Genomic DNA, 23,976 nt, shown 5'->3' with positions numbered 1-23,976 from the left:
TCGCGAGATACTTAAGGCTATCCCCCCGCGTCACTCGCAAACTTTGCTCAAAAACCTGCTCTTCAGCTAGCTCTCTTTCAGCATTCAATGCTCGTGGAGCTTGACACGGAGTCGCAATCAACGGCGGCTTCAATGTATACTGACGGTTCTGCATACCCTTTGAGCTACAGGAACATCAGCATGACTGTACTCCAAACGATCTACTGGCAGCCTACGCCGCCTTAGCGCTACGCCCCCTCGCAACACCTTGCTTCCGCTAGCTTCGCTCGCGGGTGCTCACTGCTGTACGCCCGGTTTTACACCTAAAGCACACAGCGAAAAAATCCTCAAAATTTGAATTTGTATCGATTCGCTCGCCGTCCGTTTGGCGTGCGCGATGCTTTGCCTTGGATATTTCTATGCTGCAAAAAATTAAACAAACGTGGTTTTCCAACGTTCGCGGAGACGTGCTCGCGGGAATCGTAGTCGCACTCGCGCTGATTCCGGAAGCTATTGCCTTTTCGATCATCGCCGGCGTCGACCCTAAGGTCGGCCTCTACGCATCCTTCTGTATCTGTGCCGTGATTGCCTTCATCGGCGGTCGCCCTGGCATGATCTCGGCGGCTACCGGTGCCATGGCACTGCTCATGGTTACCTTGGTAAAAGATCACGGGCTCCAGTATCTGCTGGCTGCAACCTTGCTCTGTGGGGTACTCCAGATCCTCGCGGGCTACCTGAAACTTGGCTCATTGATGCGCTTTGTCTCGCGCTCAGTGGTCACCGGGTTCGTGAATGCATTGGCGATTCTGATTTTCATGGCGCAGTTGCCTGAACTCACAAATGTCACCTGGCACGTCTACGCCATGACCGCAGCGGGTCTCGGAATCATCTACCTGTTTCCGTATGTGCCGAAGATCGGCAAGCTGATTCCCTCGCCGCTGGTGTGCATCCTGACCTTGACCGCTATCGCGATGTACCTGGGACTCGATATCCGCACCGTGGGCGACATGGGCCAACTGCCGGACACGCTGCCGATTTTCCTCTGGCCTGAAGTCCCGCTGAACTTTGAAACCCTGCGCATCATCTTCCCGTACTCAGCGGCTCTGGCAGTTGTAGGCCTGCTTGAGTCCATGATGACCGCGACCATTGTCGATGATCTGACCGATACCACCAGCAACAAAAACCGCGAATGTAAGGGCCAGGGCGTTGCAAACATCGCAGCCGGGATGCTCGGTGGCATGGCGGGCTGCGCCATGATTGGCCAGTCGATCATCAACGTGAAGTCCGGCGGTCGTACTCGCCTCTCAACTTTATGCGCGGGCATCTTCTTGCTGCTGATGGTCGTGTTCCTGGGCGAATGGCTGTCCAAGATCCCGATGGCGGCATTGGTTGCCGTGATGATCATGGTGTCCATCGGCACCTTCAGCTGGGATTCGCTGCGTAATCTTAAAGAGCACCCGCTGTCGACCAACCTTGTCATGGTCGCGACTGTTGTGGTCGTTGTAGCAACGCACAACTTGGCCTATGGCGTACTGGTAGGCGTGCTGCTGGCATCACTGTTCTTTGCGAACAAAGTCGGACACTATCTCGATATCAAGAGCAGTCTTGAAGAGGCAGAGTCACACCGCATTTACCGCGTTGTAGGTCAGGTGTTCTTCAGCTCAGCCGACAAGTTCACCAACGTTTTCGACTTCAAAGAAGCTCTCAACAAAGTCACCATCGACCTTACCCAAGCCCATTTCTGGGATATCACTGCGGTTGCAGCTCTGGACAAGGTGGTCATCAAGTTCCGCCGTGAAGGTGCAGAGGTAGATGTGCTGGGCCTGAATGAAGCCAGCGCCACTATCGTTGACCGCTTTGGCGTGCATGACAAACCTGACGCCATCGACAAGCTCATGAGCCACTAAGGAGATAAACAATGACCCACGTAATGGCATGCATTGATTACTCACAGTCCTCACTGGCGGTCTGCGACTACGCAGCATGGGCGGCGCAAAAGTTAGGTGCGCCTCTTACCTTGCTGCATGTACTGGATGAAGAGAAATATCCGGCAGCGGCAGACCTGAGTGGAAATATTGGTCTTGGAAGTCGAGAGCACCTGCTTGAGGAACTGGCTACATTAGATGCGCAGCGCGCCAGGCTTGCTCTGGAGCAAGGGCAGCACACGCTCGAGAAAGCCAGGGAGCGAACTGTAGTCTCGGGCGCTGCTTTTCCTGAGCTGAAGCAACGCCACGGCCATCTGGTAGAAAGCCTGAGCGAGCTTGAGGCTGAGATTCGACTGCTGGTAATTGGGCGAGTGGGCGAAAACAGCAATCGCGGTGCTCAAAGCCTCGGCAGCCAAATTGAAGCTGTCGTACGCACAATTCACCGTCCAATTTTGATCACAGCAAGCAGCTACAGAAGACCTGAAAAGGTAATGGTCGCTTTTGACGGCAGCCCTACGGCCTACAAAACTGTCCAGATGTTCGCCGCTAGCCAGCTTTGTGAGGGGCTACCAATTCATCTTGTTATGGTTGGTGCTGATTTGGAAGACAACCGAGAGGCGCTGGAGAAAGCCAGGAGCATGCTTATCTCCTCAGGTTTTGAAGTCCATGCAGAAATCCGACAAGGAGACGTGGAAGCGGCTTTGCACGTTTATCAGTCAGAGCACGGAATTGATCTACTGGTGATGGGTGCCTACGGGCACTCACGCATCCGACAGTTTCTGGTAGGCAGCACGACTACGACAATGCTTCGAACAGCCACCATGCCTGTGTTGCTGCTTCGCTGAGATAGCGTCCCCGACCACAGTATTTCCAAACGTCAGAAATACTGTGGTTACTTTAGACGATGATTACCTGATTGAGTCGTAACGAGACAGCATGCAACCCATTACCGAAATTATTCATCCAGAGCTGAAATCCAAACAAGGCAGGGTGTTCCGCCGTCATGCCGCACGCGGCATCGTGTTGCGGGACGAACAGATCCTGTTGCTGTTCACTGAGCGCTATAACGACTTTAGCTTCCCTGGCGGCGGTCTTGATGACGACGAGGACATTGTCACAGGCCTGAAGCGTGAGCTTGAGGAAGAGACGGGTGCCCGTGAGATTAAGGTGCTCCAGCACTATGGCTATATCGAAGAGTACCGGCCCTACTGGAAGCCGCAATACGATCTGATGCACATGACTTCGCACTTTTATATATGCGAAGTGGCCTCCCAGCTAGAGCCAGTCAGAATGGAAAGTCATGAAATCGCAAATGGAATGCGGCCTGTTTGGATCAACCTGCATGAAGCCATAACGCACAATGAAGCCGGATGCAGCGCCAGGAGTCATCGATGGGGCAGTCCATTCAGCGCGAAACTTTCATGCTGAAAAAAGTCGCATCCGAATTGCTGGTGACGATTCGCGGTTAAGAGGACATATCGGTAGCTTTTTGCATACAGCACGATGACCAAACTTCGCCAAACGATGTTCCAGCCACAGGATTTCGATCAGGGAGAAATTCTGTGGCCGTCTTGCTTACGCTTAACTGGAAATCGTGGCGGGCGCAGCGGCAGGAGCAGCGCTGCGACGCAAAATCAGGACTCCACCGATTGCAGCCAAGGTCGAACCGATCAACACACCGACTTTTACCTCGTCAATCAGGTGAGCTGATCCAGCAAACGCCAAGTTTCCGATGAACAGGCTCATGGTGAAGCCAATGCCACACAACAGCGCCACGCCGTAAAGCTGTGTCCAATTGCTGCCTTCCGGCAGTTTGGCCAAGCCCATACGAATGGCCAGAGCAGCCAATAGGAAGATGCCAATCTGCTTGCCCACCAACAAGCCCAGCGCAACACCCAGAGGAACCGGATCGACTAGGTTCTCCATGGAAATACCGGCCAGTGAAACGCCCGCATTGGCGAAGCCGAAAATCGGCACCACAGCGAACGCGACCCACATGTGCAACTTTTCCTCCAGGAACAGCAGTGGAGACCGGGCTTCCTCTTCAGGCTTGCCCATTGGGACGCACAGAGCTACAGCGACACCCGCAAGGGTGGCATGCACTCCCGACTGCAGCACGAAGAACCACAGCACACAGCCGACCAGCAAATAAGGGAATAATCGTCTGACGCCCAATCGATTCATTGCGATCAGAATGACCAGAGTTGCGAGCGATGCCAGCAACATCGGCATGGAAAGACCGGTGGTGTAGAAAAAGGCGATGATGACTACAGCACCCAGGTCGTCAATGATCGCCAAGGCGGCGAGGAAGACCTTCAGCGACGTAGGGACTCGCTTACCTAGGAGCGACAAGACGCCCAAGGCGAACGCGATGTCGGTAGCTGCTGGGATAGCCCACCCCTTCAAGGTCTCAGAATTCCCCCAGTTGATTGCTATGTAGATCAGCGCAGGCACCACCATGCCGCCTATAGCACCAAATCCCGGCAAGGCACGCTGGCCCCAAGTGGAGAGCCCGCCTGCCAGAATCTCTCTTTTGATCTCAAGGCCGACCATCAGGAAGAAGATAGCCATCAGGCCATCATTGACCCAATGCTCGACAGACATGCCCAGCCAGACACTGTTCAAGGCGGCAAAATAACCTTGCGAGAGAGGCGAATTGGCCACGATCAGAGCCGCGAGTGCTGCCCCCATCAGTACAAGGCCGCCAGCGGATTCCGACGATAGGAAGCGAGCCAGAATCGCGGCTGCTCTAGGGGTTTCTGCGGGAGCTCTACTATGAGTCATCAGTGTCCTTGCGCTTTGATCCAAAGCGATTATTTTAACATCCGAGGTTTACCAACGCGGCAGGGCACATAGCCTGTAACGATTTACACCGAGCCCTAATCAGCCTCCAGTCTGTTCCCCGACACGGGGTCGCTCACGAAACCCAAGAGCGCGCTCCAAGCGCATAGCCTCGCTAGGCGAGCGAGCATCGATCCTTCTTCACAGGCGTGTGGTTCCTCGGATATTTGATGATTGAAGCAACTGAGGCCAAGCATAAATGCACGCACCTCAGCGCGATCCTCCGACAGTGGCATTTCAATCTGGAGTAAGCCTATTTGGGGATATAAGCAGCTACCGATTTGCGAATCTCTTCCCGCGCTTCGTCTGCACTGCCCCAGCGGCCCATCTTCACCCACTTACCCGGCTCTAACGCCTTGTAGTTTTCGAAGAAGTGCTGAATCTGTGCGAGGAGTAACGCAGGGAGGTCTGAGCACTCCTTTACGTCGCTGTACATCGAGCTGAGTTTTTCATGAGGTACTGCGATCACCTTGGCATCCGCCCCGGCTTCGTCATTCATGTACATCACACCAACCGGGCGACTGCGGATGACAACCCCAGGTGAGACGGGATATGGGCAAACCACCAGGACGTCCAGCGGATCACCATCGTCGCTCAGCGTATTCGGGATAAACCCATAGTTGGCCGGATAGAACATCGGTGTGCTGAGGAAGCGGTCGACGAAGATCTGCCCACTTGGCTTGTCCACTTCGTACTTGATCGGAGAGTGGTTTGTAGGAATCTCGATAACGGTGAAAAAGTCATCGGGGATGGCGTTGCCAGCTTGGATGTCCGCGTAGCTCATGTTCATAGCTCCGAAGTTGTGGAGGGGGCTGCACTGGAAGGCGTTTTTCCAAGGGTGCCCATCTCGATTGGAGTCTTTGTGAAAAACACCGAAATCTCCTCGGAATCCAATCGCTTGAACAACCGTTCTGCCTCATCTTCCGTGATTGCCAAGCGAATCTCCGTGGGTTGATCCGCCAGCTCAAAAAAGTGCGATGAATGCAGTTTTCCTGTGTGCCCAAACCCTTCGATTCCGGTGCAGAGCGTGGCGCCTCGCAACCCCATTTCTTTAGCCACGTCGACGATCCATTCGCCTAGCATCTTTCCCTGATAACGACGGTTTTGTTGGGTGAAAAAAACGACCATATAGCCTTTCATTTCTATCTCCTCAGCGAGTACCAATCATTTGGTAGGACAGAAGCCCGGCAGCGGTCATCGCTAACGAACCTACGACGTGCAACGAAATTGAGCCAAGCGCCCAGAGCAGTCTGCCTTCCTGAATCAAGGCAACCGTTTCGGCTGAAAATGTGGAGAAGGTGGTAAGCCCACCACAGAAACCCGTGATGATGAGGAGACGCCACTCTGGACTGAGGGTAGGAGAAGCGGCCAAGAAGGCGATGGCCAGGCCGATGATGTAGCCCCCAACCATGTTCGCGACCACAGTACCTGGAGGAATCGTAGGAAACAGAGCATTCAGTTTCATGCCCAATATCCAGCGCAACCAGGCTCCAAGTGAAGCGCCAACGGCGATGACCATTAATGACTTCAGCATGGCGAGCCCACCTCATCAGACCTGAGTGGACTAACTCGCAAGAGGCTCGCGCTGAAAGAAAAGGGAAACTCGGAGGGTAAGATCATAGCCTGTCCTAAAATGGAGGACAGGGAGACACACCTACGCACCCTGTCCAGGGTTCACGTAGGCATCATCAGCACGAAGGCGGTTAAAGGAGGAATGCCATCTCCTGATCTGATCCTATAGCATCAGCGCCAATGGCATCAAGAGGCATCAAGAGCAGTTGCATGCAAGCGATCTGAAGGCCCTTTAGCCAGGCAAGATGTTTGATCAATGATCCATGTACGGGCCGACCCGTTGCACGACTAGGTCATTTGGCGCATTTACATGGATTTAACCGATACCACTTCCACGTACTTGTACTTCTTCCTAGCAGCCTTCACAGCCTCCTGCTCAGCAAGCAATGAGCTCAACGTATCAGCCTCGTGAATCAACTCGACCATTTTCCCTTCAAACTCGTTTCCAACGCGTAACGTGACCCTCAGCCTGGGCGTGAATGCTTTCGCTACTTTCTTCTTGGCTGTTGGAGCGACCACCGGTTTCGCGAGCACAACTTCTTCCACTGGCTCCTCTACTACAGGGGCAGACATCTGCTCCTCGGGCTGAGGCGTACCGAATAACGCACGACGCATTTCTTCTTCAGTTAATTCAGAGTTCATAGAACATCTCAAAGGGGGCGGTAATCAGCTCGACGAATTCTACTAGGATGGCTTCTCCAGCGTGTCCACTGGAAGAGTGTATGAATCACCCCGCGCTCGACCTACATTCCTAGATCGACCTCAAGCCTTGCACCCTTCAAGCTGGGAGGCAGCTTTCCGACTGGCATGGCCTCCAACAACTTGTCGGCGAGATGCTCCGCATGAGCAGAATAGATCGCAATCCTGTCTGGCTCAACCGGCCTGTAAGGTACTACCGCACCTACAGCTACTTGGGCAATTCTCAGTATATTCAGCACGTCATTGCCAATGTGCAGAATTTCCAGGTACTCGACGGTTGCTCGGGGGGAAGGCCCTGCTTCTACCCATAAGCCGACCACGACTTGATGCAACTCTGTGGCGCCAAGATGGCTTAGGGCAGTCTTCCACAGCAAACCTTCTTGGGACATTTTCAGCCTGGTGCTGGTCATTCAAAAATCACTGCTGTTCGGGCTTGGTTGTTTTCAAATATCTACGAACAGTCGCTTCTGAAAGCCCCAACTTTTCCGCGATCTCAACGACAGGCATTCCCGACTGCTTCAACCGATTGGCCTCAATGGCATTAATAGCCGCCTCAGGGCGAGCTGGTCGACCAGGACGTGGCTTCCCAACCCGAGCCTGCGACTCAATCTCAAGATCAATCCCTGCCTTTCTGATTCTTGCCAGCTGCTTCGAAAGACGTTTTTGACCGTCTTTGAATGACTCGTGATTTTGCATGGAGGTCGCCATAAGCAGGAGCGTAGCCGGATCGAGGTCTAGGATCCCGGCGAGCTTCACCAAGACATCGAGTCCGATACTTACTTCCCCCCGCTCTATCCGGCTGAAATGAGAGCGCCCGAGATTGTTGATGTCCTCTTGGGACAAACCTTGGCCTCTGCGAATCCCACGAACCACGACAGCCAGTGCTTCTGCCGCATCCATCGGTTTTTCCCCAACCAAAGCTGAGGATAAAGCCACACTCGAGAGCGTCATAACACGCCCAATTAGGTTCGTTATGATTGCCTTTGGACTTCCGTAGAGGTTTAATGGGCTTGCCCATGCGCTTGGCCTAGAGAACGCAGTGCTGCCTTGGATCAGCCAAGCCATCGTGAGCGGCAGGCAGAGAGGGTTGAGTTGTCAATTTGATGTTAATTACTGAGGGGAGGCCTAATGGCTAGCGTCGAAGAACCCGACTTCATGAAAGGGCCACGTACACCACTGGAAGGCATGTCGAGCAGCTCTGAAGCGCGAGCGCTGGTGAACCAACGTTTTCCCGGAAAGCCTTACTGCTTGGTTCGAGATTGGACAATATTTCGTATCGAAGTCACCCCCGAAGAGCTCTCCAAGGTTCATGCATCGGGTCAACTCCCGATGATCGTGTTTGCTCATAACGTGGCCGAGGATAGCCAAGGTCGTTTCGAGCGGGGCGACTGGGTTCGTTCAACCATGTGCACCAGTTTCAACGGAGGTGTTCTGTTCGAAACCAGAAACACCATCTACGTCTTGATTGGCCCTGGTCATGAACAGCCCGCAACCCTGAAGGAAGTTTTCTCTTTCTGTTAACTGCGCTCCGCGTCGGAGCCCCTTGAGTCCCAAGGACATACGATGTTTAGAACACACGACGCCGACATGCTCGGTCTCCCCGGTATGTTCGGTGAAGGTCAGTACCAATGGCATCAGGTATCCAAAGTGCTTCGTAATCACTGGTATCACGTAACCGTCCAGGCTGAGACCGAGGGCAGAATTTCCGAGGCGGTTCTAATGATCGACAGCGAACCTCGACTGCAGCAGGTGCTGATTGCCCAAGACGCTGAGACGATCATTACAGAGGTACAAGTAGTCACTCCCGCCCATATGAACGGAAAGGGAGGCTGGCGCATGGAGCCTCTGACCAAAGTGATGCTTGGTGAAGACCAAAGCGAGTGCGTTGTTTGCCTGCTGGAGGTAGAGACCGGCTCCAAGTATCACAACTCTCACCAACCTGGCTTCAACACTGATGTGCTGAGCAACCTTCGTCCGATCTATCACGTGAACATGATTCGTACAGCCTGATATTTACCAAAAATACCGCACGATATCAGCGCAGATGGTTCCGTGTGGATTTCTTGGTAACGCCATACGGGCTGCGGAAGGAGCGCAATTATGCTGAACACTTTGGATGTAGATTTTCATGGGAAACGACATACAGATTTCGATCTTGCACGAATCCTAAAAGCACAGGCGCAAGGCTTCGACAAACCGATAACAGCCTATCTCTGCGGAGTATCCATAAAGGCTCGTGCTGGATTAGGCGTAGTGTTTGGTCACAACCGCAAAGACCAATATGGACGGTTCGGCGACGGTCACCTGATCCGGACTTCTGACGTGATTAAAGCGGAGCGCGAGGGCCGTTTCTGGGTGCTGACCACAGTGAATTCACGCTACGTGCTCGCGACGTTTCAGCGCGGTAATGGGCGTGCGAGCCTGCGCGATTTTCTAAGGCTTTCACAGGGGCAGCACCATTTCACTCCACGAGTGTTGCAGTGATCTTTTACGGGGTGACTGGGCGCTTTGTATGAGGCCATGGTTGAACCCAGACCATGCAGGTCTTGGCTGTGACGGGCTTACATCCTCACGTCTCTGCCGAGTTGCCTGCGTGCTCCGCTTGCCTAAACCTGGGGGGAGCAATTGAACGGCCAGTGATCATTCCTTTCACTGGCCGTTTCTCACACCTGTATCGGGCTATTCTGCTGCAGTTGAAGTGTTTCTGGTCACCGTGGCCTTGACACCTGTCCGAGGATTGCCCTCAAGGTGGATAGTATTCAAAAGGTATTCATCGGGCAGACTGGAGAACTTCTGCGCCAGATGTCTTGCCAGGGTATCGCTCGCGGTCGTCAGGATCAGGTTCATGTGATCCATCGAAGTAGCTACGAGCCTGAATATGTCTAGCATGGCGACCCTGTTGAGGTCGTCCAAGTGTGCGATTGGCTCATCAAGTAGGAAGCTGCCTCCAGTGGACTTAGCCCTGGCCAGGTAAAGTGACAGGGCCAAATCCTGTCGCTGGCCTTGACTCAATTTTTCCTGCGCTGCCAGCGGAGTATCGTTACCTTCTGCAAGCACCATCCAGTTCAGGTCGTCCCCAGATACGCTTAGCTTGTGATACACCTCATTGGCATGCATTCGCGAGAATAGTTCTGTTGCTGGGCTCAAGAGCGGAGACAGGCTTGATACAGTCACATCACGAACATGATCACCATATCGATTAATAGCTTCATCAGCTGTGAGGATGTGATTTTGACCTGTTTGTAGCTTTTTGCTCACAGCCGACTTTTCTTTCTGAAGCTCGATCAATTTTCCAGAGTCATCTTCGACACTCAGCAACACTTGGCATTCGGCGATTTCCGATTCGTATCCTTCCGCCCTGATGAGTTCCGCCTCTACGCGAGTTTGGGTGGCCGCGTGCAGCTCTTTCGAAATTGGATGGCCATCGTTAACCTGGTTCCACTGGTTTTGAAACCGATTTACAACTTGGGAAATCGCCGCGATGCTGGCGTTGAGTTGATTGGACTCTTGGGCCTTGGCTTGGATGGCCCGAAGCTTCTCGTCCACAGACCGAGCAATGTTTGTGCGCTCTAATGTAGTCGCTTCCAATTGGCGCTGGTAGTGCTCCGAATACTGAGCCAGTCTTTGACGCGCCTCCAAAACTCTGGTGATCGCGTTGGGAGAGGATGGGGATTTAAAGAAATCTTCAACCTCTAGCAGTGATCGAGCAACCTTTTTCGTCCCGATCACAACTATGAGTCGAGCTCTTAGGCCTTCAAAGTGAATAATGTCGGACTCTAAAAATTCGTCCTTACCCATGATGGCGAGGTAGCCTGTTTTCGACTCAAATGCCTTCAAACTATCGCGTACTGACTCAAGCAGAGCGGTGTAGTTCTCGGCGGATTTTTGCTGAGAGCGCGCGGCCTGTAATGAGTCGCTCCAAAGCTTCTCCGTTTTCTGAGCAGTCTGCAGTTTGGTCTTAGCGACCTGTATCTCCGGAGTTATCGCAGCGTAGGTGAGGTGCTGGCGCAAGGCTTCCGCATCCCCCCAGTCGTGGCTGCAGAGTGGACAATGACCGGTTATCGAATTCTCCGCTGCTTCATGCCCTAACGCCCTCAAGCGATCTACCACATTTGACAGCGCGTCGAATTCGGCTTGAGCCTTCTCGCGTTCTCGCGAGGCGTCATTGGCAGATTTTGATATTTGGATGAAGTTTGCTGGCGGAGGGACAGGGCTCCGCAGAAGGTCAGACCTTTGCTGTAGGAGGCCAAGCAGCGTATCTTTGTTGTGGATCAGATACTCCAAGGCGCTCAGCCATTCCTGTTGTCGGTTGTCGTCCCAGTTGTATTCGACAAACTCATCCTCCACAGCCTTGAAGAAATTGACGGTGTCATGGTTTCTTCTAGCGATGATTTCGCTCTTGGCCACTTTGTCCCATTGGTCAAGAAGGGCCGTTTGTGATTGCGCCCACCCCACGCCTAGCTTGGCTTGGCCGATGCTTATATCGACCTCAGCAATTTGCCCCGAGAGATGGCGATGTTCCTTGGTCAAAGTTTCGCTGGTGTCTGTGGTTTCTTTAAGCTGCTTTCTGCTAGTCACGAGCTGCTGCATGCTGGACTCATATCCTGCCCACCCTTCGAGCAGTAGATCTAATATCCCCTTTTGTTGCCTGGTGCTTTGCAGCAGCCTGGCGACTTTCAGCTGGGCATTTTTGAAGTCATCCAAAAGGCTTCCCGATAGCTGACTGTCAGGAAACCCAGATAACACTGCGTTCAGCTTCGGAATGGCTTGATCGCGCCCCTGCTGACCTTGAGTTAGCCTTGCCTCAAGAATTTTGATTTTTGCCAAAAGGCCCTTTAGCTTTGTCTCCAAACCTTGGGTCTTGGGCAGCTCATTGCGATACTCCTTCAGATTGCTGAGCGTGCTAGCGAGATGGCCAAGCCCGAGTATGTCGGCAAATATTTGCTGTCGGGTTCCTGATTCGCTGTTATCTACAAGAAGGGCTAGGGAGTTTGCATACAGCCATCGGCTGTTGCGCAGCCAATCCCGCCGGGCTTTGCTAGTAGCTTGCGCGGTACTACCTGAGACTGAGGTAGGGGTTAACATTCCCAGCAGATCAGGATCTTTAATTTGCTTCATTTTCTTGTCGGATGCGGCTTTGATCCAGGCTTTGCCCTTGATTCGTTCTAGCTCGTACCGGACACCGTTGATCTCGCATTCAACGTGGACAGCAGTATCACCTGACCCCCATTCGCAAGAAAAATCAGTGGTCGTTGGAAGGTCGTTCACCTTGTTTGTTAGCAGCCACTCCAGCGCATAGCAAATGGTGCTTTTGCCGGTTCCATTGGCAGCGTGGATGATGGTAAGACGTGCATCCAGAGGTATTTTCAGGACTTTTGGCACGCCCCGAAAATTTCTGATTTCGACCGAGAGGAATTTTATGGCTGAGTTATTCATTCAAATCCCACTTCTTTCCATGTTGGCGGGCGAGTACCTTTCCGGTCGATCCGGCGAGTGCCTGCAGTAAGCTAGTCACATTCTCGTTGTTAGTGTCGAATGCTGAGAATTCGGTCTGCCCTAATGGCGACGCCAGCCCAAGTGGGGTAATTCGCTGGCAACGTTGCCAATCACCGGCGCCAGGGTACACAACATGCTTTCTCACGAATCGTGTGTCTTTTTCGACTTCGTTCATGAAAGGCTTCAGCTCATCAGTCATTCCCGCGAGCGCCAGAACTAGATATCCGTCCACGACGGATCCCTTTTTCTCCAGCCGCAGAAGTCCCGCATCCAGAAAAGCTTCGGCCTGCCTAGTTTCTGCCCAGACTTCATCATATGAAGAGCCTTCGATCCGCACGAGCAGAACCGCCGCAAATTTCGTTGACCAATATCTTTCTTGGGTTGGCAACGGCGGGCCAGGCCAGTGAGGGTCGTTATCGAATATCAGGAGCCCCTCTTGAGGTGATGCGAACCCTGCATCGATAGCTCGCTCATCCAAGATCTTGATCAGTTCATTGAGCATCTAGATTCTTCCTGCGAGTGGAAATGTCATCCATGAAGTCCTCAACCGCGATTGTCTCCTCTTCGTCGCAGCATGAGTGAACCTCATCAAGTGGAAATACATACACTCGATTCACCATGCCGACTTCTGTGAATGACCCTCGTTGGCCTGGGGCTGCCGTGATGTCCAGGCGTTCTTCGCCTTCACTATTAAGTTCGCCCAGCTTTTGGTCTTTGACTCTGCCCTCTGCATTGGCAAAGACGACTAGATGAGGGTGGTTGGCGGTGTCTCTCGCCCACTTGTAAAGCTCTACGGTCATCTGCCTTACTAGGTAGTCATCATTTGTCCACGCGAGCACGTTGTACTCACCTTCGCTCGCTGCGCTGAGCTGAAGATGACCTTTCGATCCAGGCTCTGTTATCCATGTTGCGCTGCCGTGGGACTTGAGATAACTGAGGGCGGAAAATGCCTTCATTACATATTTCCCAGAGGTGGCCAGGTCTTCCAGGGTGAATGCTTTTTCCGGCGCCACGCCGTGGCGTGTCTGATAGGCAAACGACTGCGAATCTGTCAGCTCTCCTTGCTCGATCAATTTGTCCAATAGAGCTAGTTGATTCCTTACCTCTGGAATGCAGTAGCTGGAAGGCGGATGTCGATCAAAGAGCTCATGCATCTCGACCGCTGCTGGCATCAGGTCGCATGTGATACCTCCAGCTTGCAATCGATGGCCTCTAGCACGCTTCAGAGTGATATTCGTATCCCAAGTGAGCGTCAGCGTAAGACTGCCGCTCGTGCTCCTACGCATCACGCGGCTGGGGGGGTGCATGGATGGAGGGCTTGATCGCGTGTGTAGGGCGGTTTCGATGGCAGGAAAGATACCCGTAGCGCTGTGAAGCTGCATCTTACAGTTCTGAAGCCGGGCACTGTTCGCCGACGCAATCGCAACTGGGGAAATCAATCGGCGAGCATGGTAGTCGGTGAGTGATGTCACGACTTCCATAAGATCAACGATGTGCAGGGAGGCCAAAACCAGATTCGGGCGTTTAAATTTGTCTTCCGCTTGACTGGCAATCAGTCTGCGCAAATGAGAGTTTCTATTCGACGCCGGATTTATGAAATCATCACCTAACGTTGGCCAGATGATTATGTCCTTGAAGGCGAGTCGAAGTGAGAAACTGCCGTGATCAAGGGTTGGATCTTTAGGAGCGGTTTCAACCAGCACATGGCAGCTGATCTCACCCTCAGCGCCATTTGTAACCCAGCACCATCCTGCTCTGTAGTCTTGAGCCGACGCGGGCTCCCAGAGCGGATCGATCCAAGAGATGTTGTCGGCAACTCGCCAGGCGTTGAGTTGAACCCCCGTCACTGTCCCGCACCCCACTAGAAGTACGAGCGGGCTTGGATACGCTTCTACCAATTCGTTAATTTCTAGCCACTGCGCTGGCGTGGCTGCTGCCGAACCGGCGGTTACAACTACAGGTCTGCTGCCAAATACCTCTTTAAGAGCTCCAGATTTCGGGTTAAGCATGCCCTGCAAGAATGGCAACAGATCTTGGCCTTGGATCAGGCATACGTTGAGGTCATCTCCCTCTCTTAGCTCCCAACTGATGTACTCCGTACGAATCTTGCTAAGGGACGCCTCTTCTCCGGTAGGCAATGTCCCTCCAAGAGACGCTAAGTAATCCCGCACGACCTTTAGGGTTTCGCCGGCATCCGAGTCCAGTTTGAAGTATGTATTTCTTACCGAAGGGTGCTTACCTACCAAGGCCGACAAGCTATCTTTTCTCAGAGCCCTGGTTTCTAAGGTAGGTATCCGCTGCCAAACAATTGCGCAAAGTTCGGCAGGGGTCAGTTTGTTAAGTGAGTCGTTTTTCTGGAAAGTCTTGGATTTGTTGAAGACTTTTTCACAAGCTTCTTGGAAGTCGCCCAGCCTGTCGTTGAATCGCTTGATACCTTCCCCTTGAAGGAACTCAAAAGCATCCGTAGCTACGTCATCAGCCGCCGCAAAGTAGTATCGGAACGTTTCACCGACAGGGGGCGCAATTTGCGGTCGGATGTGTGCATAAAGGAAGAACTTGCAGGTTTCGTAAATCACCGTGCTGAGATCGAGTTTTTTCTTTAGACGCTTACATTGGATAACCCCAGCTGGAACGCCTGCCTTGAAGAGAATGACGTCTCGACCTTGGTCGGCTCCATCGTTGAGACGACCCACCACGTCGTACCAGGTGTCATTGTCGCGCTCGTATTCGGCCCGATATACGTCTGCGACTAAAAGCTCAAAATGAGCATCACCCATGCGTTCGAATGGGAGTTGCCCGCAATCCATAGCGAATAGATCAGGAGCGATGGTCTTGTCCGCTCTAACCTTCGCCTCCTCGTCAGGGCTGATGAGTGAGATCTCTTCTTCGGCCAATTTCCGCTCCTAGCGTTCAGTGACTGGCATCGTGCTGAGCCCGGCGTTTCCGTTAAGACAGTGGCGGGCAACTGGCTGAGCAGAGTCCTTGCTGTGTTTGGAAGTCGTGTGACTCAACGTCCGTATTTGAGAGGTTGGCGATGCCAAGCGGCCATCATCATAAGTCGTGCAGGAGCCTGAAGATAGCCGCTGAACTAATACGCTCTCCCTCTTCCGATAAGCGTCAGCGAACCCAACCGGCTCGAACATACCTCCATCGGCCTAAAGGTAAATATAGGCTCCGCCCTTCAAGATCGCTTGGGTAGCTCCAAAGGCGGGTGTGCGCACCCGCAGCCTCAGGATGAGGAATCCTGGGGGATGCAGCTAAGGACTATAGGGCGATGGCTATGAATAGCCTCGCTGGGTGAGCTTACCCGATATTCACCTGCGGCTCCTCATAGAGCCAGTGAACTCGCAGGGTAGCGGTGAGCGGTAAATCACTTAACGAACGCCCGTTTATTCCAGTCGGTCAAAAAACTCTGCTGCAGAACGCGCGCGGTGGGGGTATGAGACTGCAAGCTCCTGTTCGTTCAATGCGAATCTTTTGAGTTTAAAGGTTCCATAAATCTCACGCATCTCATACATTTTAATAGGTTTATCCCGCCCCTCTAATGCTTTGATAACCGTGTGTTTGACCGAGTCTATGCAACGTGTGCCAAAGGTCACGTCAGTTACTTCCAGCGGTGAGTCTGATAGGCCTCGGCGTCCTATCAATCTCCATTCTTTCTCATACCGCCAGTCTTGAGCTTTACGCAGTAACACCGAAGCATCCACTCCCTTTCGGGCCGCATCATCGCCGTCAAGCATTGCGGCCACTCTGCTTGCGTCAATGAGCCGGCTTCCCCCATATGCCACTTTATGAAGATTCTTCTGAGCGTCCACAGGAACTTCGTAACCGATACAAAGGCCATGGTGCTGGTCTCCATAGTGGCTCCACATAAGAGGGCAGGAGTTTCTTGTTGCGAGCGAGAGCACTCCCTTGTCGTATGCTTGAATGAGCTCAATCTGTAACTGGTAGGTTAAGAGCTGAACTTGTGGACTGGGAGAAATATTACGATATTCAGGATTGGTCGCATTATAAGCAATGTCCGCAATAATCCGCTCTGCTTGACGCTTACTATGCCGCTGGATGTGACCTACGGTCTTAGGGCCTCGATACATTATCGCCTTAGCAGCGGCTGCCATCTCCGCAGAGATCCTGTTCTCTATTAGCTTTCGAAGTGTGTGTTCGAGCTGATCAACAGGAAGATCCGGGTTAATACAGGGCTTTGTGTCAAGCGGGTCATTGAACGAAGCGGGATCGGCAAAGTAGATCTTGTCCGATACCAGTAAATCGACGGTTAGCGCACTGAATGCTCTGTATTTGTACAACCGTTTTGGAGCTTCCATTTTGGCATCCTTGGCAAATCGTAAGAAATATCAAACAGCATAATTTCGTCGTAACACGCTTACTCCAGCCTGATTTTTTGCCCAGCTCCGGACACCTTGATGCGTCCGTTCAACTCCTAGAAATTCATGCTGCGTCCTTAGCCACAATGCAGCGACTTCACTGGGAATCCAGCCAAGTCTCCACTTTGTGGATCCTGCCAACCTCAAAAAGCTTCGGCTTGGCCAAGTCGAGCATCTTGAGTAGTCGCTGCTTTTCCGTCAGGGATGGAAACCACTCGTCAATCTCGATATTGCAGTGCTCGGATTCGCTCAGGGCCCATCTCACAATCATATCCGCCGCCGCTCGGTAGTGATCCGCCATGAAGAGCAGTTGCCCGTCTAAAAACCAACCGCGCTTGGCCAGTTGTTCAGATACGTCAATGACGCCCGCGTCGCCAAAAAATCCCGTGGTGTCAGGATAGTGAATACCTGCCAAAGACACTTTCGCTAAGCCCGAATCCCGGTCGAAGTAGGACAGGAAATGCCACCCACCAGTGGGGCTTTCATGGTGCGGGAAGTTGATAGCAGCTTTCCCAGTAATATAATGCTCAAGCGAAACGCGTTTGAGATCAAAATCGAAGAGCGGCTGGGTCATGGAAGCTTTTTGAGCCGGGCCAGCCCCTGTTTGATATGACCTGCATTCTCACCAATCGTGTAAAGCGCACCACGAACGTTGTCGCCAACTTCCGCATGTCCCTGGGCTTCCACATGGAGGGTTAGCTCCATGAGAGCCGCTTCGAGGGCTAGCTGGTTTTGGCACATTCTTTCCAGAACGTCTGACAGCGAGTATTCACCGGGCATCTACATGGACTCCTTGATTACGACCCAGCATAGCTCAGAGATGAGTCAGCAACTTTTAACTAATCATGACGACCATGCCCCTAGGCACTTGGTCGGTTTTTATTGATCCGCCGTAACGGATCTATCAGAGGCCGGGCCTCCGTTGAAGCTGAAATCGGTGGTGCCGTGGGTGATCCATTCGACCAGCTTTTCCTTCGGTGTGTAAGCCACCAATCCATGTTTTTGAGTCGGATCGAATCTTAAGACGCGCCATATACCAAAATCGGGGCCAAAGTCGATGAACACGGGTTTGGAAACCAACCAGCGAGCAAAGAGCTTGCTGCGGGAATACCAGCTAAATGAAGCCAGTCCATTCTCCGACAATTTCGACAAACCCATTCTGAAGTTGTACCTGTCGAACTCAGTTCGCGTGCCATCGATCACCCAGATCATATTTTGATAGTAGTTTTGCCTCGCGATGACCTCTTCGGGATGTATCGTCGATCTCTGAAACTCAATAACCATCCCTGAAGGAGTTCGGACATCTGCTATATGTCGCTCCCCTGAGGATGCTTGCAACACAACTTCCTGCCACTCGGTTGGGAACATATTCTTCCAATCGCGATGCCATGCGGTTTCCGTTTCCCACCACGGATCGCAATTGTCCAAACGTTTATGAGCCCAATGCCAGACGACATGGTTCCCGCATTTAGCGACGGTCTGGGAACCACAAAAACTGCAAACACCACGTGCTTTTGGAGTGGCCTCTACACGAGCGCCTTCAAGCAATGAGTATTTCATTTTCTTCCTTGATGATAAAAATGGGGGCGGTAGCTCTTAACTTCCTAGTTGTCAGTACCTTGTGACCCACAGGACGAAAGACAATATCTGAGCACGGAAGTCGTCCTAGCAGCCTGGTAGGCCTGCGTAAATGTCTAAAGAGGCGGGTGGCGGAGGATGCCCCACTTAAATCGCCTTCAGGAGCCGCTCAAGCGTTTGATGCTCCCATGTGCTCAGCATAGCAATGGGATCTGTGCCAAAGCGATTTCCCGAGTCTATAGACCAGCGCCGTCCGTCAGGGCTTATGCACTCTTCGCAGTAGCCCAGCTCATCGCGGTCGTTATGAATAGACATTCGCCAACCTTCGACATTAACTTTGAAGCGCTCCGCATAAATTTCTTCCCATCCCCTCTCGCAGGCTCTGACCATAATTAGGCGCCCAAGAGCTACCTCCCTCAGCACTTGGCTGACCTCTCTCGTTGAGAGTGGAGCCTCTTCGGCAGCGCCATTTAGCTGCGACGAACGAGCTGCCGCTCTGGCCTCTTTCAGTCTCTGCTCAGCGTACATAGCCGGATCATCATTTGGCAGCGGATATCCTGCGGCTGAGAGAGCTTCGGCGCGCTCTTCAATGAGCAGGCGCTCAGGATCGCGAACCGTTTGGTAGGCTCTGCCTGGTACGCGTTGAGTTGTGTCCAATCCCGGCTCCCCAGAAGGTTGATGAATAAGAGCGACTAAATTACTTTTAGAACGATAACAGAACGCTTCGAATAGCGATGCCGAGCTCCGAATCATGAGGGTAGGATGCGTTGCGATCTATGCTTCCCATAGGCTCAGGCACCAAGCAAGCGGAGCGCGCAGGCGTGAGGGATGCGAGCCCGCAGGGGCGAGACACGCCTTGGCGGGGCTCGATTCACAGCAGCCTGACGCCGCAGGCGGCACGCCATCAACGCCAACAAGAGGTAACTCAAATGCCCGACGATGAACTCCGCGAACTGGAGGCCAAGAGACGAAAGGCTTTGTGGATGCTTGCGAACATATCTCCAGGCGATTTGAAGGCGTTCGATGCCTTATCCATCCTTGATGACCTTGACCTTCTAGAAGGGAAATACTCCCCCAAAGCTGACAAGGCACTTGAGCTCAACAAACTTCGGGATTGTGTCACGGTGCAGCATCACTACTCCGGAATCGACATCATCCTGGAGCAGACTATTCCGCAACCCTGGAGGGAGCGTTTCAACCAGGCAAGTATCGGCTCGACCAGGTTGCTTAATGGGCCATACGCCTCGGATTGGGATAAATTTCTGGTTGAATGGGAGCGTGAGATGCAGCATCTGCAAGACCATCGACTTGCATAGGCTGCTAACAGCTAGAACTGCTGGTTCGAGCAATTGCGGCGCAAACACATAAGCAGTCGGTGTAGCCGCTGAAAAGCGCAGCCTCAAACAGGAGCAGCAAGGTGGAACGGCCTTCTTTTTTTATTGATTTTGAAGCTTCTGGAATAGCTCCTGACAGCTATCCGATTGAAGTTGCCGTCGTGTCGAGTGATACCACTTTCAGCTCGCTTATCAAGCCCGTCCGGTACTGGACGCACTGGTCGTTTGACGCGCAAGACATGCACGGCCTCTCTCAAGATCAGTTACATCAGGAAGGTGATACCCCAGACGCTGTAGCGAGAAATATGAATCAGCTGTTTTCAGGGCAGGTGCTTTGCAGCGATTCACCTCAAGACGTTTTTTGGTTCGATGTCCTCTACGAAGCAGCAGACCTGATGCCCACCTTCCAGTTGAAGCCTCTGGAGGTGCTTGTGGGCCGGGAGGCTGCCAGTGACATTTACCGCCTCCTCCCAACAACCAAGCACCACCGTGCCCTCCACGACGCGACCGTTTTGATGAACGCCTGTCACGCTTTTTTTCAAGCTTGAAATATCAAAGGTCTGTTTACCTGATATTGAGTCAGACTCTTCCGTCCCTTGATCGGGTCAAAAAGGCCACCGATGTCTATAGACTTAGTGGTGTTAGGGATTACGGCATCTTGGGGGACAGACCAGTTTTCTGAGATCAGAAAGCTGCCGCTATCGGTCACCCACAAAGGCTGCCACGCCGGCTGTCGCCTAGCCAGCACTTCTCGCGAAGAGCTTCTCTACCTCATGCCGAATGGTATTGCCATGCAACCGAATGACCAGATCCCTCACAACGACGTATTAGACCCTGCACAACTCAAGCGCATTGAGTCTGTTCATAAGGGGTTTCTTTATCAGCACTTGTACGCTGTGGGGTGCCTACTGTTGGCGCAATCTTCCGGCGTACGTGAAGTGTTGGTCGAGCGGGACGAGGACGTCGAGCTCAACACTGAAGCTGGCCACGTGTACGTCCAGGTAAAAACGCGCTCGAAACCCATTATGCCGGTTGACGTTTCTGGCGCTCTGGAGCGCTTCGAGATCCTGAGGCAGGAGCACAAGGATGGGCGGCGGCCAGGTGCAGCCCAATTCGTCATCGTCGCGAACCAAGTGTTAGGGGAAACCCTCCGGTCTGAGGTTGATGAGCAGAAGGCGTCCATTGACTTGATATACCTTTCCGCTGGTTCAAGCGCGTTGCGTCCAGCTTGCCTTCCTCCTGCCTGGACATCTCTGGAGGAGGCTGCTCAGTGGTGTACGGCAGAGGCTGAAAAGCTGAATTTCTCGCTGCTGTCGCCTTCTTCTTTGACTTGGAAAATGGCGGGCCTGGTGATGCTCGCTTGTGCTGCGGGGGGCGGAAACGCTCGGCATGTTTTCCACACCTCAGAGCTACCTGGCCTATTCGAACAGTTGGTTGTTCAACTGCAGGACTTCCCAACACCCCCTCTCTCATACAGGCCGCAAAAGAATGAGCCTGAGCTCACTTCAGCGGAGCGGGTGCGCATAATCTGCGGGTTGTCCGGTGCAGGTAAGACCACATGGGCCGCTCATGCGGCTCTACACAGTCCTGAGCCATGCGCTTATTACGATGTTGGTGACCTACCAGGGCCCGCTCTGGCAAGCTCGATTGTGCGGGAGCTCGCCTCCAAATACATGAAGCGAGACTCTGATGGTATTCGGAAGATACTGTTACCAGGGGCGAGCGGTTACGAAGCGATTCGGGCATTCGACAGATTCCTGGAGCAGGCTGAGGCGCCTCTGATTGTTGTTGTCGACAATGCGCATCGTGTACCAGTAACTAACATCCGCGACCTCCTTAACGCCACTCGGCACATCCGCTTCATACTCCTTTGCCAGCCTCATGAAAATGTACGTGAGCTCGAAGCCGTCATGGGTTTGCGTCGTGAGATTTTGCAGGGCTGGGATCTTGACACTGTTGCGCAGGTGGCCAGTGGCGCGGGCGCCTACGGCAGTCCTCAGGCACTCCAGCAGCTCCGTGCCTATACTGGGGGCCTCCCGCTATATGTCGATAGTGCCATTGCGATTGCCAAAGCTGATTACGATGGGAACATTGAAACGCTCTGCGCTGACCTTGCTCTGCAGGCAAACGTCGCTGAGACTGCTCAGGAGATTATCCTGGCTCGTGTTTACGAAGGTTATGACGCAGTTACACAGAATGCCTTGGCTGTAGTCAGTTTGGCCGACACCGGGTTAACGCAAGAAGAAGTGGTTCGCCTGCTGCAAACCACCCTCAAGCTGTCGCCGGGTGGCGCAGCTGCGGTAATCAAGAAAATCCAGGCAACGGGGACAGTTGAGGTGTTTGGCGCCAAAACGCTCAAAGTCCATGATGCCGTCCGTGCCCTAGGCCTACGTCACCTGGAGCTCATGGGTGAGCCTGCGGTCACTGCCGCCTTGCTGACGTTGAAGGAGTTGCTGATCCAGGGAATGGAGAAAAACCGTGACACCTCGCGGATTGCACTTCTGATTCAAGTTTTCATTAAGCTTAATGACGTCGAGCCGCTCATCGAACTCGCTGGTGAGGAGACATTCTATGAGATGGGGATCCTGGTAGATGTAGCGTCTAGTTTGGCGAGTGCAGTAAGCTCGGGAAGTTTAGATCCAGGACAAACGTTCTGGGCACTTGACGGACTTGTATTCTCTCTCATGAGAGACAGTCGTTATGATGAAGCTTCAAGCCATCTATCAACGATGGCGCAAATTCTAGATGCTCACGGCTTTGAGTTTCGCGAGCATTTATCGCTAGCTATGAAAAAAATCTTATTTGCAGCATACCTCGGTCATGAAAAAGATGTGAGGAGAGAGGTTGAGTCCGCTGCCCCAAAAATTCCAGATTCGATCCACAGGCGGATATTCGACTATAACCATGCTTTCGCACTGTGGAAGCTTAAGCGCTACAAAGCAGCAGAGCTTTTGTGCAAGGCAGTTATGGATGGATATTATGGGATTTTGGGGCTTGAGCCAAAAGATGTCCTCGGCAAAAATCCAGATGTACTTTGGAAAGTGATCAAGCGGTCAGATGACGTGAGTGAGGACATCAAGCATCTTGCGGACTCGCTGGATTTGTATGCGAAAATTTTGAATGCGCAGGGACGCAAGTCCGGCTTTTCTCGCATCCATGCCATGAAATTCTACAATATGGTTAATGCATACGATTCGTTCGTGAGGTTGGGGCAGGATGCCGCTGAAGAGTTTGCCGAAGCAGGTGAGTATGTGGGAGCTAGAGAAATTCTTGAGCAACAAGTTTTGCGTGTAGTCTCTGAGATGGGCTTAATGGGAAGGATGGTTCAGGTCAGGGGGCAGTATGCAGAGATACTCGCGCTTTGTAAGGACTATGCAGGAGCAGTTTCTGAGATCGAGCGACTCCAGCACTACTTACACGGACTCGAAAAAGATGAGGCGAAGGAACTGTTAAACCAAATCGGCAATATAGTCGGAATTATGCGCAAGGGAATTCATGGCTAACGCCTACATAGGCAAGTTTTTTTGTTCTTTTTTATGGCGGTTGGATGAGCCAACTTAAAATTATTAACTTTTTGAGGGAGAGAGGAAAGAGGTTTGAGTAGGAGGGGCGATGCATTAGCGTCAAACTATTGCCGAAACCCTTAGCATACGATATCGAAGCTAGGGGCTAGGTTAACTGTATGTGGAGCGAGAGGGCAGTGTGACGCAAGCGGAGCGCGCAGGCGTGCGGCATGGAAGCCCGGAGGGCCGAGACGAAGGCTCGGTTCACGACAGACCATCCCCGCAGGGGCACGCCCCAACACCAGGCCGGATAAGCCAGAAGCGAAGAGCATCCTATGAGGATTTTTCGATGGGAATGATAGACGATGACGACACAGTGTATTGCGACGTCCAGATGCCCTTGGCTCAAGGTCGAGAGCTATTGCTCTTGGTGACAACACTGAAGGAGTCCGATACCCATCCGACCCTGAACAGGGTATTCGAGCGCATGCAGCGCGAGCTCAGCATCTCAATCGATATCGTCGAGAACCCGCCTTCCTGGGGCCCTTGGTGCCAGTGAAGCGTGCACGGCGTTCAGAGCTCTGCATCCCAAGCATTCATCGCGTCACTCACAGTCGCGTACCACTGGAAATCAATGCCCTGTAGCGCGTTTGCGACCTGTCTGTTG

Annotated in this window: 24 protein-coding genes, 1 pseudogene and 1 riboswitch; of the genes and pseudogenes, 10 read left to right on the top strand and 15 right to left on the bottom strand. The window is 52.8% G+C overall.

The genetic code is table 11. The features are described 5' to 3' along the window. The first annotated feature begins 398 nt into the window (after positions 1–398). The 3 genes and pseudogenes from H7995_RS00200 (at position 399) to H7995_RS00190 (ending at position 3,373) form a co-directional block, all read left to right on the top strand. On the top strand, positions 399–1,886 hold the full coding sequence (locus H7995_RS00200; protein WP_185817793.1) for a SulP family inorganic anion transporter: 1,488 nt from the start codon (positions 399–401) through the stop codon (positions 1,884–1,886). Positions 1,887–1,897: 11 nt separating this feature from the next. Next, on the top strand, positions 1,898–2,749 hold the full coding sequence (locus H7995_RS00195; protein ID WP_185817792.1) for a universal stress protein: 852 nt from the start codon (positions 1,898–1,900) through the stop codon (positions 2,747–2,749). A gap of 91 nt (positions 2,750–2,840) precedes the next feature. Beyond that, positions 2,841–3,373, top strand: a pseudogene (locus H7995_RS00190) (NUDIX hydrolase). 112 nt (positions 3,374–3,485) lie between these two features. On the opposite strand, the gene nhaA reads toward H7995_RS00190, so the two are convergent. From nhaA to H7995_RS00155, 7 genes are all read right to left on the bottom strand, one after another. Further along, positions 3,486–4,688, bottom strand: coding sequence for a Na+/H+ antiporter NhaA (gene nhaA, locus H7995_RS00185; RefSeq protein ID WP_185817791.1), 1,203 nt, complete (start codon positions 4,686–4,688; stop codon positions 3,486–3,488). 310 nt (positions 4,689–4,998) lie between these two features. Next, a complete protein-coding gene (gene ppa / locus H7995_RS00180; protein WP_185817790.1) occupies positions 4,999–5,529 on the bottom strand; it encodes an inorganic diphosphatase in 531 nt (176 codons plus the stop codon). Between the two features lie 2 nt (positions 5,530–5,531). Continuing rightward, complete coding sequence (locus H7995_RS00175) at positions 5,532–5,885, bottom strand: DUF190 domain-containing protein (RefSeq protein WP_185817789.1); 354 nt, start codon at positions 5,883–5,885, stop codon at positions 5,532–5,534. 10 nt (positions 5,886–5,895) lie between these two features. Next, positions 5,896–6,279, bottom strand: a complete 384-nt coding sequence (crcB, locus tag H7995_RS00170) for a fluoride efflux transporter CrcB (protein ID WP_185817788.1) — start codon at positions 6,277–6,279, stop codon at positions 5,896–5,898. A gap of 138 nt (positions 6,280–6,417) precedes the next feature. After that, positions 6,418–6,479, bottom strand: a riboswitch (Fluoride riboswitch). Between the two features lie 144 nt (positions 6,480–6,623). Next, positions 6,624–6,959: a hypothetical protein gene (locus H7995_RS00165; protein ID WP_185817787.1), complete on the bottom strand. Its 336-nt coding sequence runs from the start codon at positions 6,957–6,959 to the stop codon at positions 6,624–6,626. Between the two features lie 101 nt (positions 6,960–7,060). Next, on the bottom strand, positions 7,061–7,426 hold the full coding sequence (locus H7995_RS00160) for a hypothetical protein (RefSeq protein ID WP_185817786.1): 366 nt from the start codon (positions 7,424–7,426) through the stop codon (positions 7,061–7,063). Between the two features lie 7 nt (positions 7,427–7,433). Next, positions 7,434–7,916: a winged helix-turn-helix transcriptional regulator gene (locus H7995_RS00155; RefSeq protein ID WP_185817785.1), complete on the bottom strand. Its 483-nt coding sequence runs from the start codon at positions 7,914–7,916 to the stop codon at positions 7,434–7,436. A 228-nt stretch (positions 7,917–8,144) separates the two neighbouring features. Here H7995_RS00155 and H7995_RS00150 point away from each other — a divergent pair, with 228 nt between their 5' ends. From H7995_RS00150 to H7995_RS00140, 3 genes are all read left to right on the top strand, one after another. Beyond that, the gene (locus H7995_RS00150; RefSeq protein ID WP_185817784.1) at positions 8,145–8,537 is read left to right on the top strand and encodes a DUF6957 family protein; all 393 of its coding nucleotides are present in this window, start codon (positions 8,145–8,147) and stop codon (positions 8,535–8,537) included. Positions 8,538–8,579: 42 nt separating this feature from the next. Further along, positions 8,580–9,026 (top strand): hypothetical protein, encoded by a 447-nt coding sequence (locus tag H7995_RS00145; protein ID WP_185817783.1) that lies wholly within the window; start codon positions 8,580–8,582, stop codon positions 9,024–9,026. 90 nt (positions 9,027–9,116) lie between these two features. Beyond that, a complete protein-coding gene (locus tag H7995_RS00140; protein WP_127649275.1) occupies positions 9,117–9,500 on the top strand; it encodes a hypothetical protein in 384 nt (127 codons plus the stop codon). A gap of 195 nt (positions 9,501–9,695) precedes the next feature. On the opposite strand, the gene H7995_RS00135 is transcribed toward H7995_RS00140, so the two are convergent. The 8 genes from H7995_RS00135 to H7995_RS28390 form a co-directional block, all read right to left on the bottom strand. After that, on the bottom strand, positions 9,696–12,452 hold the full coding sequence (locus H7995_RS00135) for an AAA family ATPase (protein ID WP_185817782.1): 2,757 nt from the start codon (positions 12,450–12,452) through the stop codon (positions 9,696–9,698). Further along, on the bottom strand, positions 12,445–13,014 hold the full coding sequence (locus H7995_RS00130) for a hypothetical protein (RefSeq protein ID WP_185817781.1): 570 nt from the start codon (positions 13,012–13,014) through the stop codon (positions 12,445–12,447). Before H7995_RS00130 ends, H7995_RS00135 begins: the two co-directional genes overlap by 8 nt. Continuing rightward, positions 13,004–15,406, bottom strand: coding sequence for an ABC-three component system protein (locus H7995_RS00125; RefSeq protein ID WP_185817780.1), 2,403 nt, complete (start codon positions 15,404–15,406; stop codon positions 13,004–13,006). Before H7995_RS00125 ends, H7995_RS00130 begins: the two co-directional genes overlap by 11 nt. A 495-nt stretch (positions 15,407–15,901) precedes the next feature. After that, positions 15,902–16,834: a DUF2971 domain-containing protein gene (locus H7995_RS00120; protein ID WP_185817779.1), complete on the bottom strand. Its 933-nt coding sequence runs from the start codon at positions 16,832–16,834 to the stop codon at positions 15,902–15,904. A 157-nt stretch (positions 16,835–16,991) separates the two neighbouring features. Further along, entirely contained in the window at positions 16,992–17,468 is a 477-nt protein-coding gene (locus H7995_RS00115; protein WP_185817778.1) for a hypothetical protein, read from the bottom strand. Next, entirely contained in the window at positions 17,465–17,674 is a 210-nt protein-coding gene (locus H7995_RS00110) for a hypothetical protein (RefSeq protein ID WP_177117323.1), read from the bottom strand. The genes H7995_RS00115 and H7995_RS00110 overlap by 4 nt, the downstream gene beginning before the upstream one ends. 99 nt (positions 17,675–17,773) lie before the next feature. Further along, positions 17,774–18,454, bottom strand: a complete 681-nt coding sequence (locus H7995_RS00105) for a competence protein CoiA (protein WP_185817777.1) — start codon at positions 18,452–18,454, stop codon at positions 17,774–17,776. Positions 18,455–18,619: 165 nt separating this feature from the next. After that, positions 18,620–19,129 carry a DUF7693 family protein gene (locus tag H7995_RS28390; RefSeq protein ID WP_244647544.1) on the bottom strand — a complete coding sequence of 170 codons (510 nt, stop codon included), beginning with the start codon at positions 19,127–19,129 and terminating at the stop codon, positions 18,620–18,622. 272 nt (positions 19,130–19,401) lie between these two features. Between H7995_RS28390 and H7995_RS00095 the strand changes: the two genes are divergently transcribed. From H7995_RS00095 to H7995_RS28385, 4 genes are all read left to right on the top strand, one after another. After that, entirely contained in the window at positions 19,402–19,788 is a 387-nt protein-coding gene (locus tag H7995_RS00095) for a hypothetical protein (protein WP_185817776.1), read from the top strand. 101 nt (positions 19,789–19,889) lie between these two features. Then, the gene (locus tag H7995_RS00090; RefSeq protein WP_185817775.1) at positions 19,890–20,354 is read left to right on the top strand and encodes a 3'-5' exonuclease family protein; all 465 of its coding nucleotides are present in this window, start codon (positions 19,890–19,892) and stop codon (positions 20,352–20,354) included. Between the two features lie 72 nt (positions 20,355–20,426). Continuing rightward, on the top strand, positions 20,427–23,309 hold the full coding sequence (locus H7995_RS00085; protein ID WP_244647543.1) for an ATP-binding protein: 2,883 nt from the start codon (positions 20,427–20,429) through the stop codon (positions 23,307–23,309). A gap of 349 nt (positions 23,310–23,658) precedes the next feature. Continuing rightward, positions 23,659–23,868: a hypothetical protein gene (locus tag H7995_RS28385; protein ID WP_168426342.1), complete on the top strand. Its 210-nt coding sequence runs from the start codon at positions 23,659–23,661 to the stop codon at positions 23,866–23,868. Positions 23,869–23,976 lie beyond the last annotated feature (108 nt).

This window comes from Pseudomonas kielensis (assembly GCF_014236655.1).
Taxonomy (GTDB): Bacteria; Pseudomonadota; Gammaproteobacteria; order Pseudomonadales; family Pseudomonadaceae; genus Aquipseudomonas; species Aquipseudomonas kielensis.
This window is presented reverse-complemented; position numbering and strand designations above follow the sequence as displayed.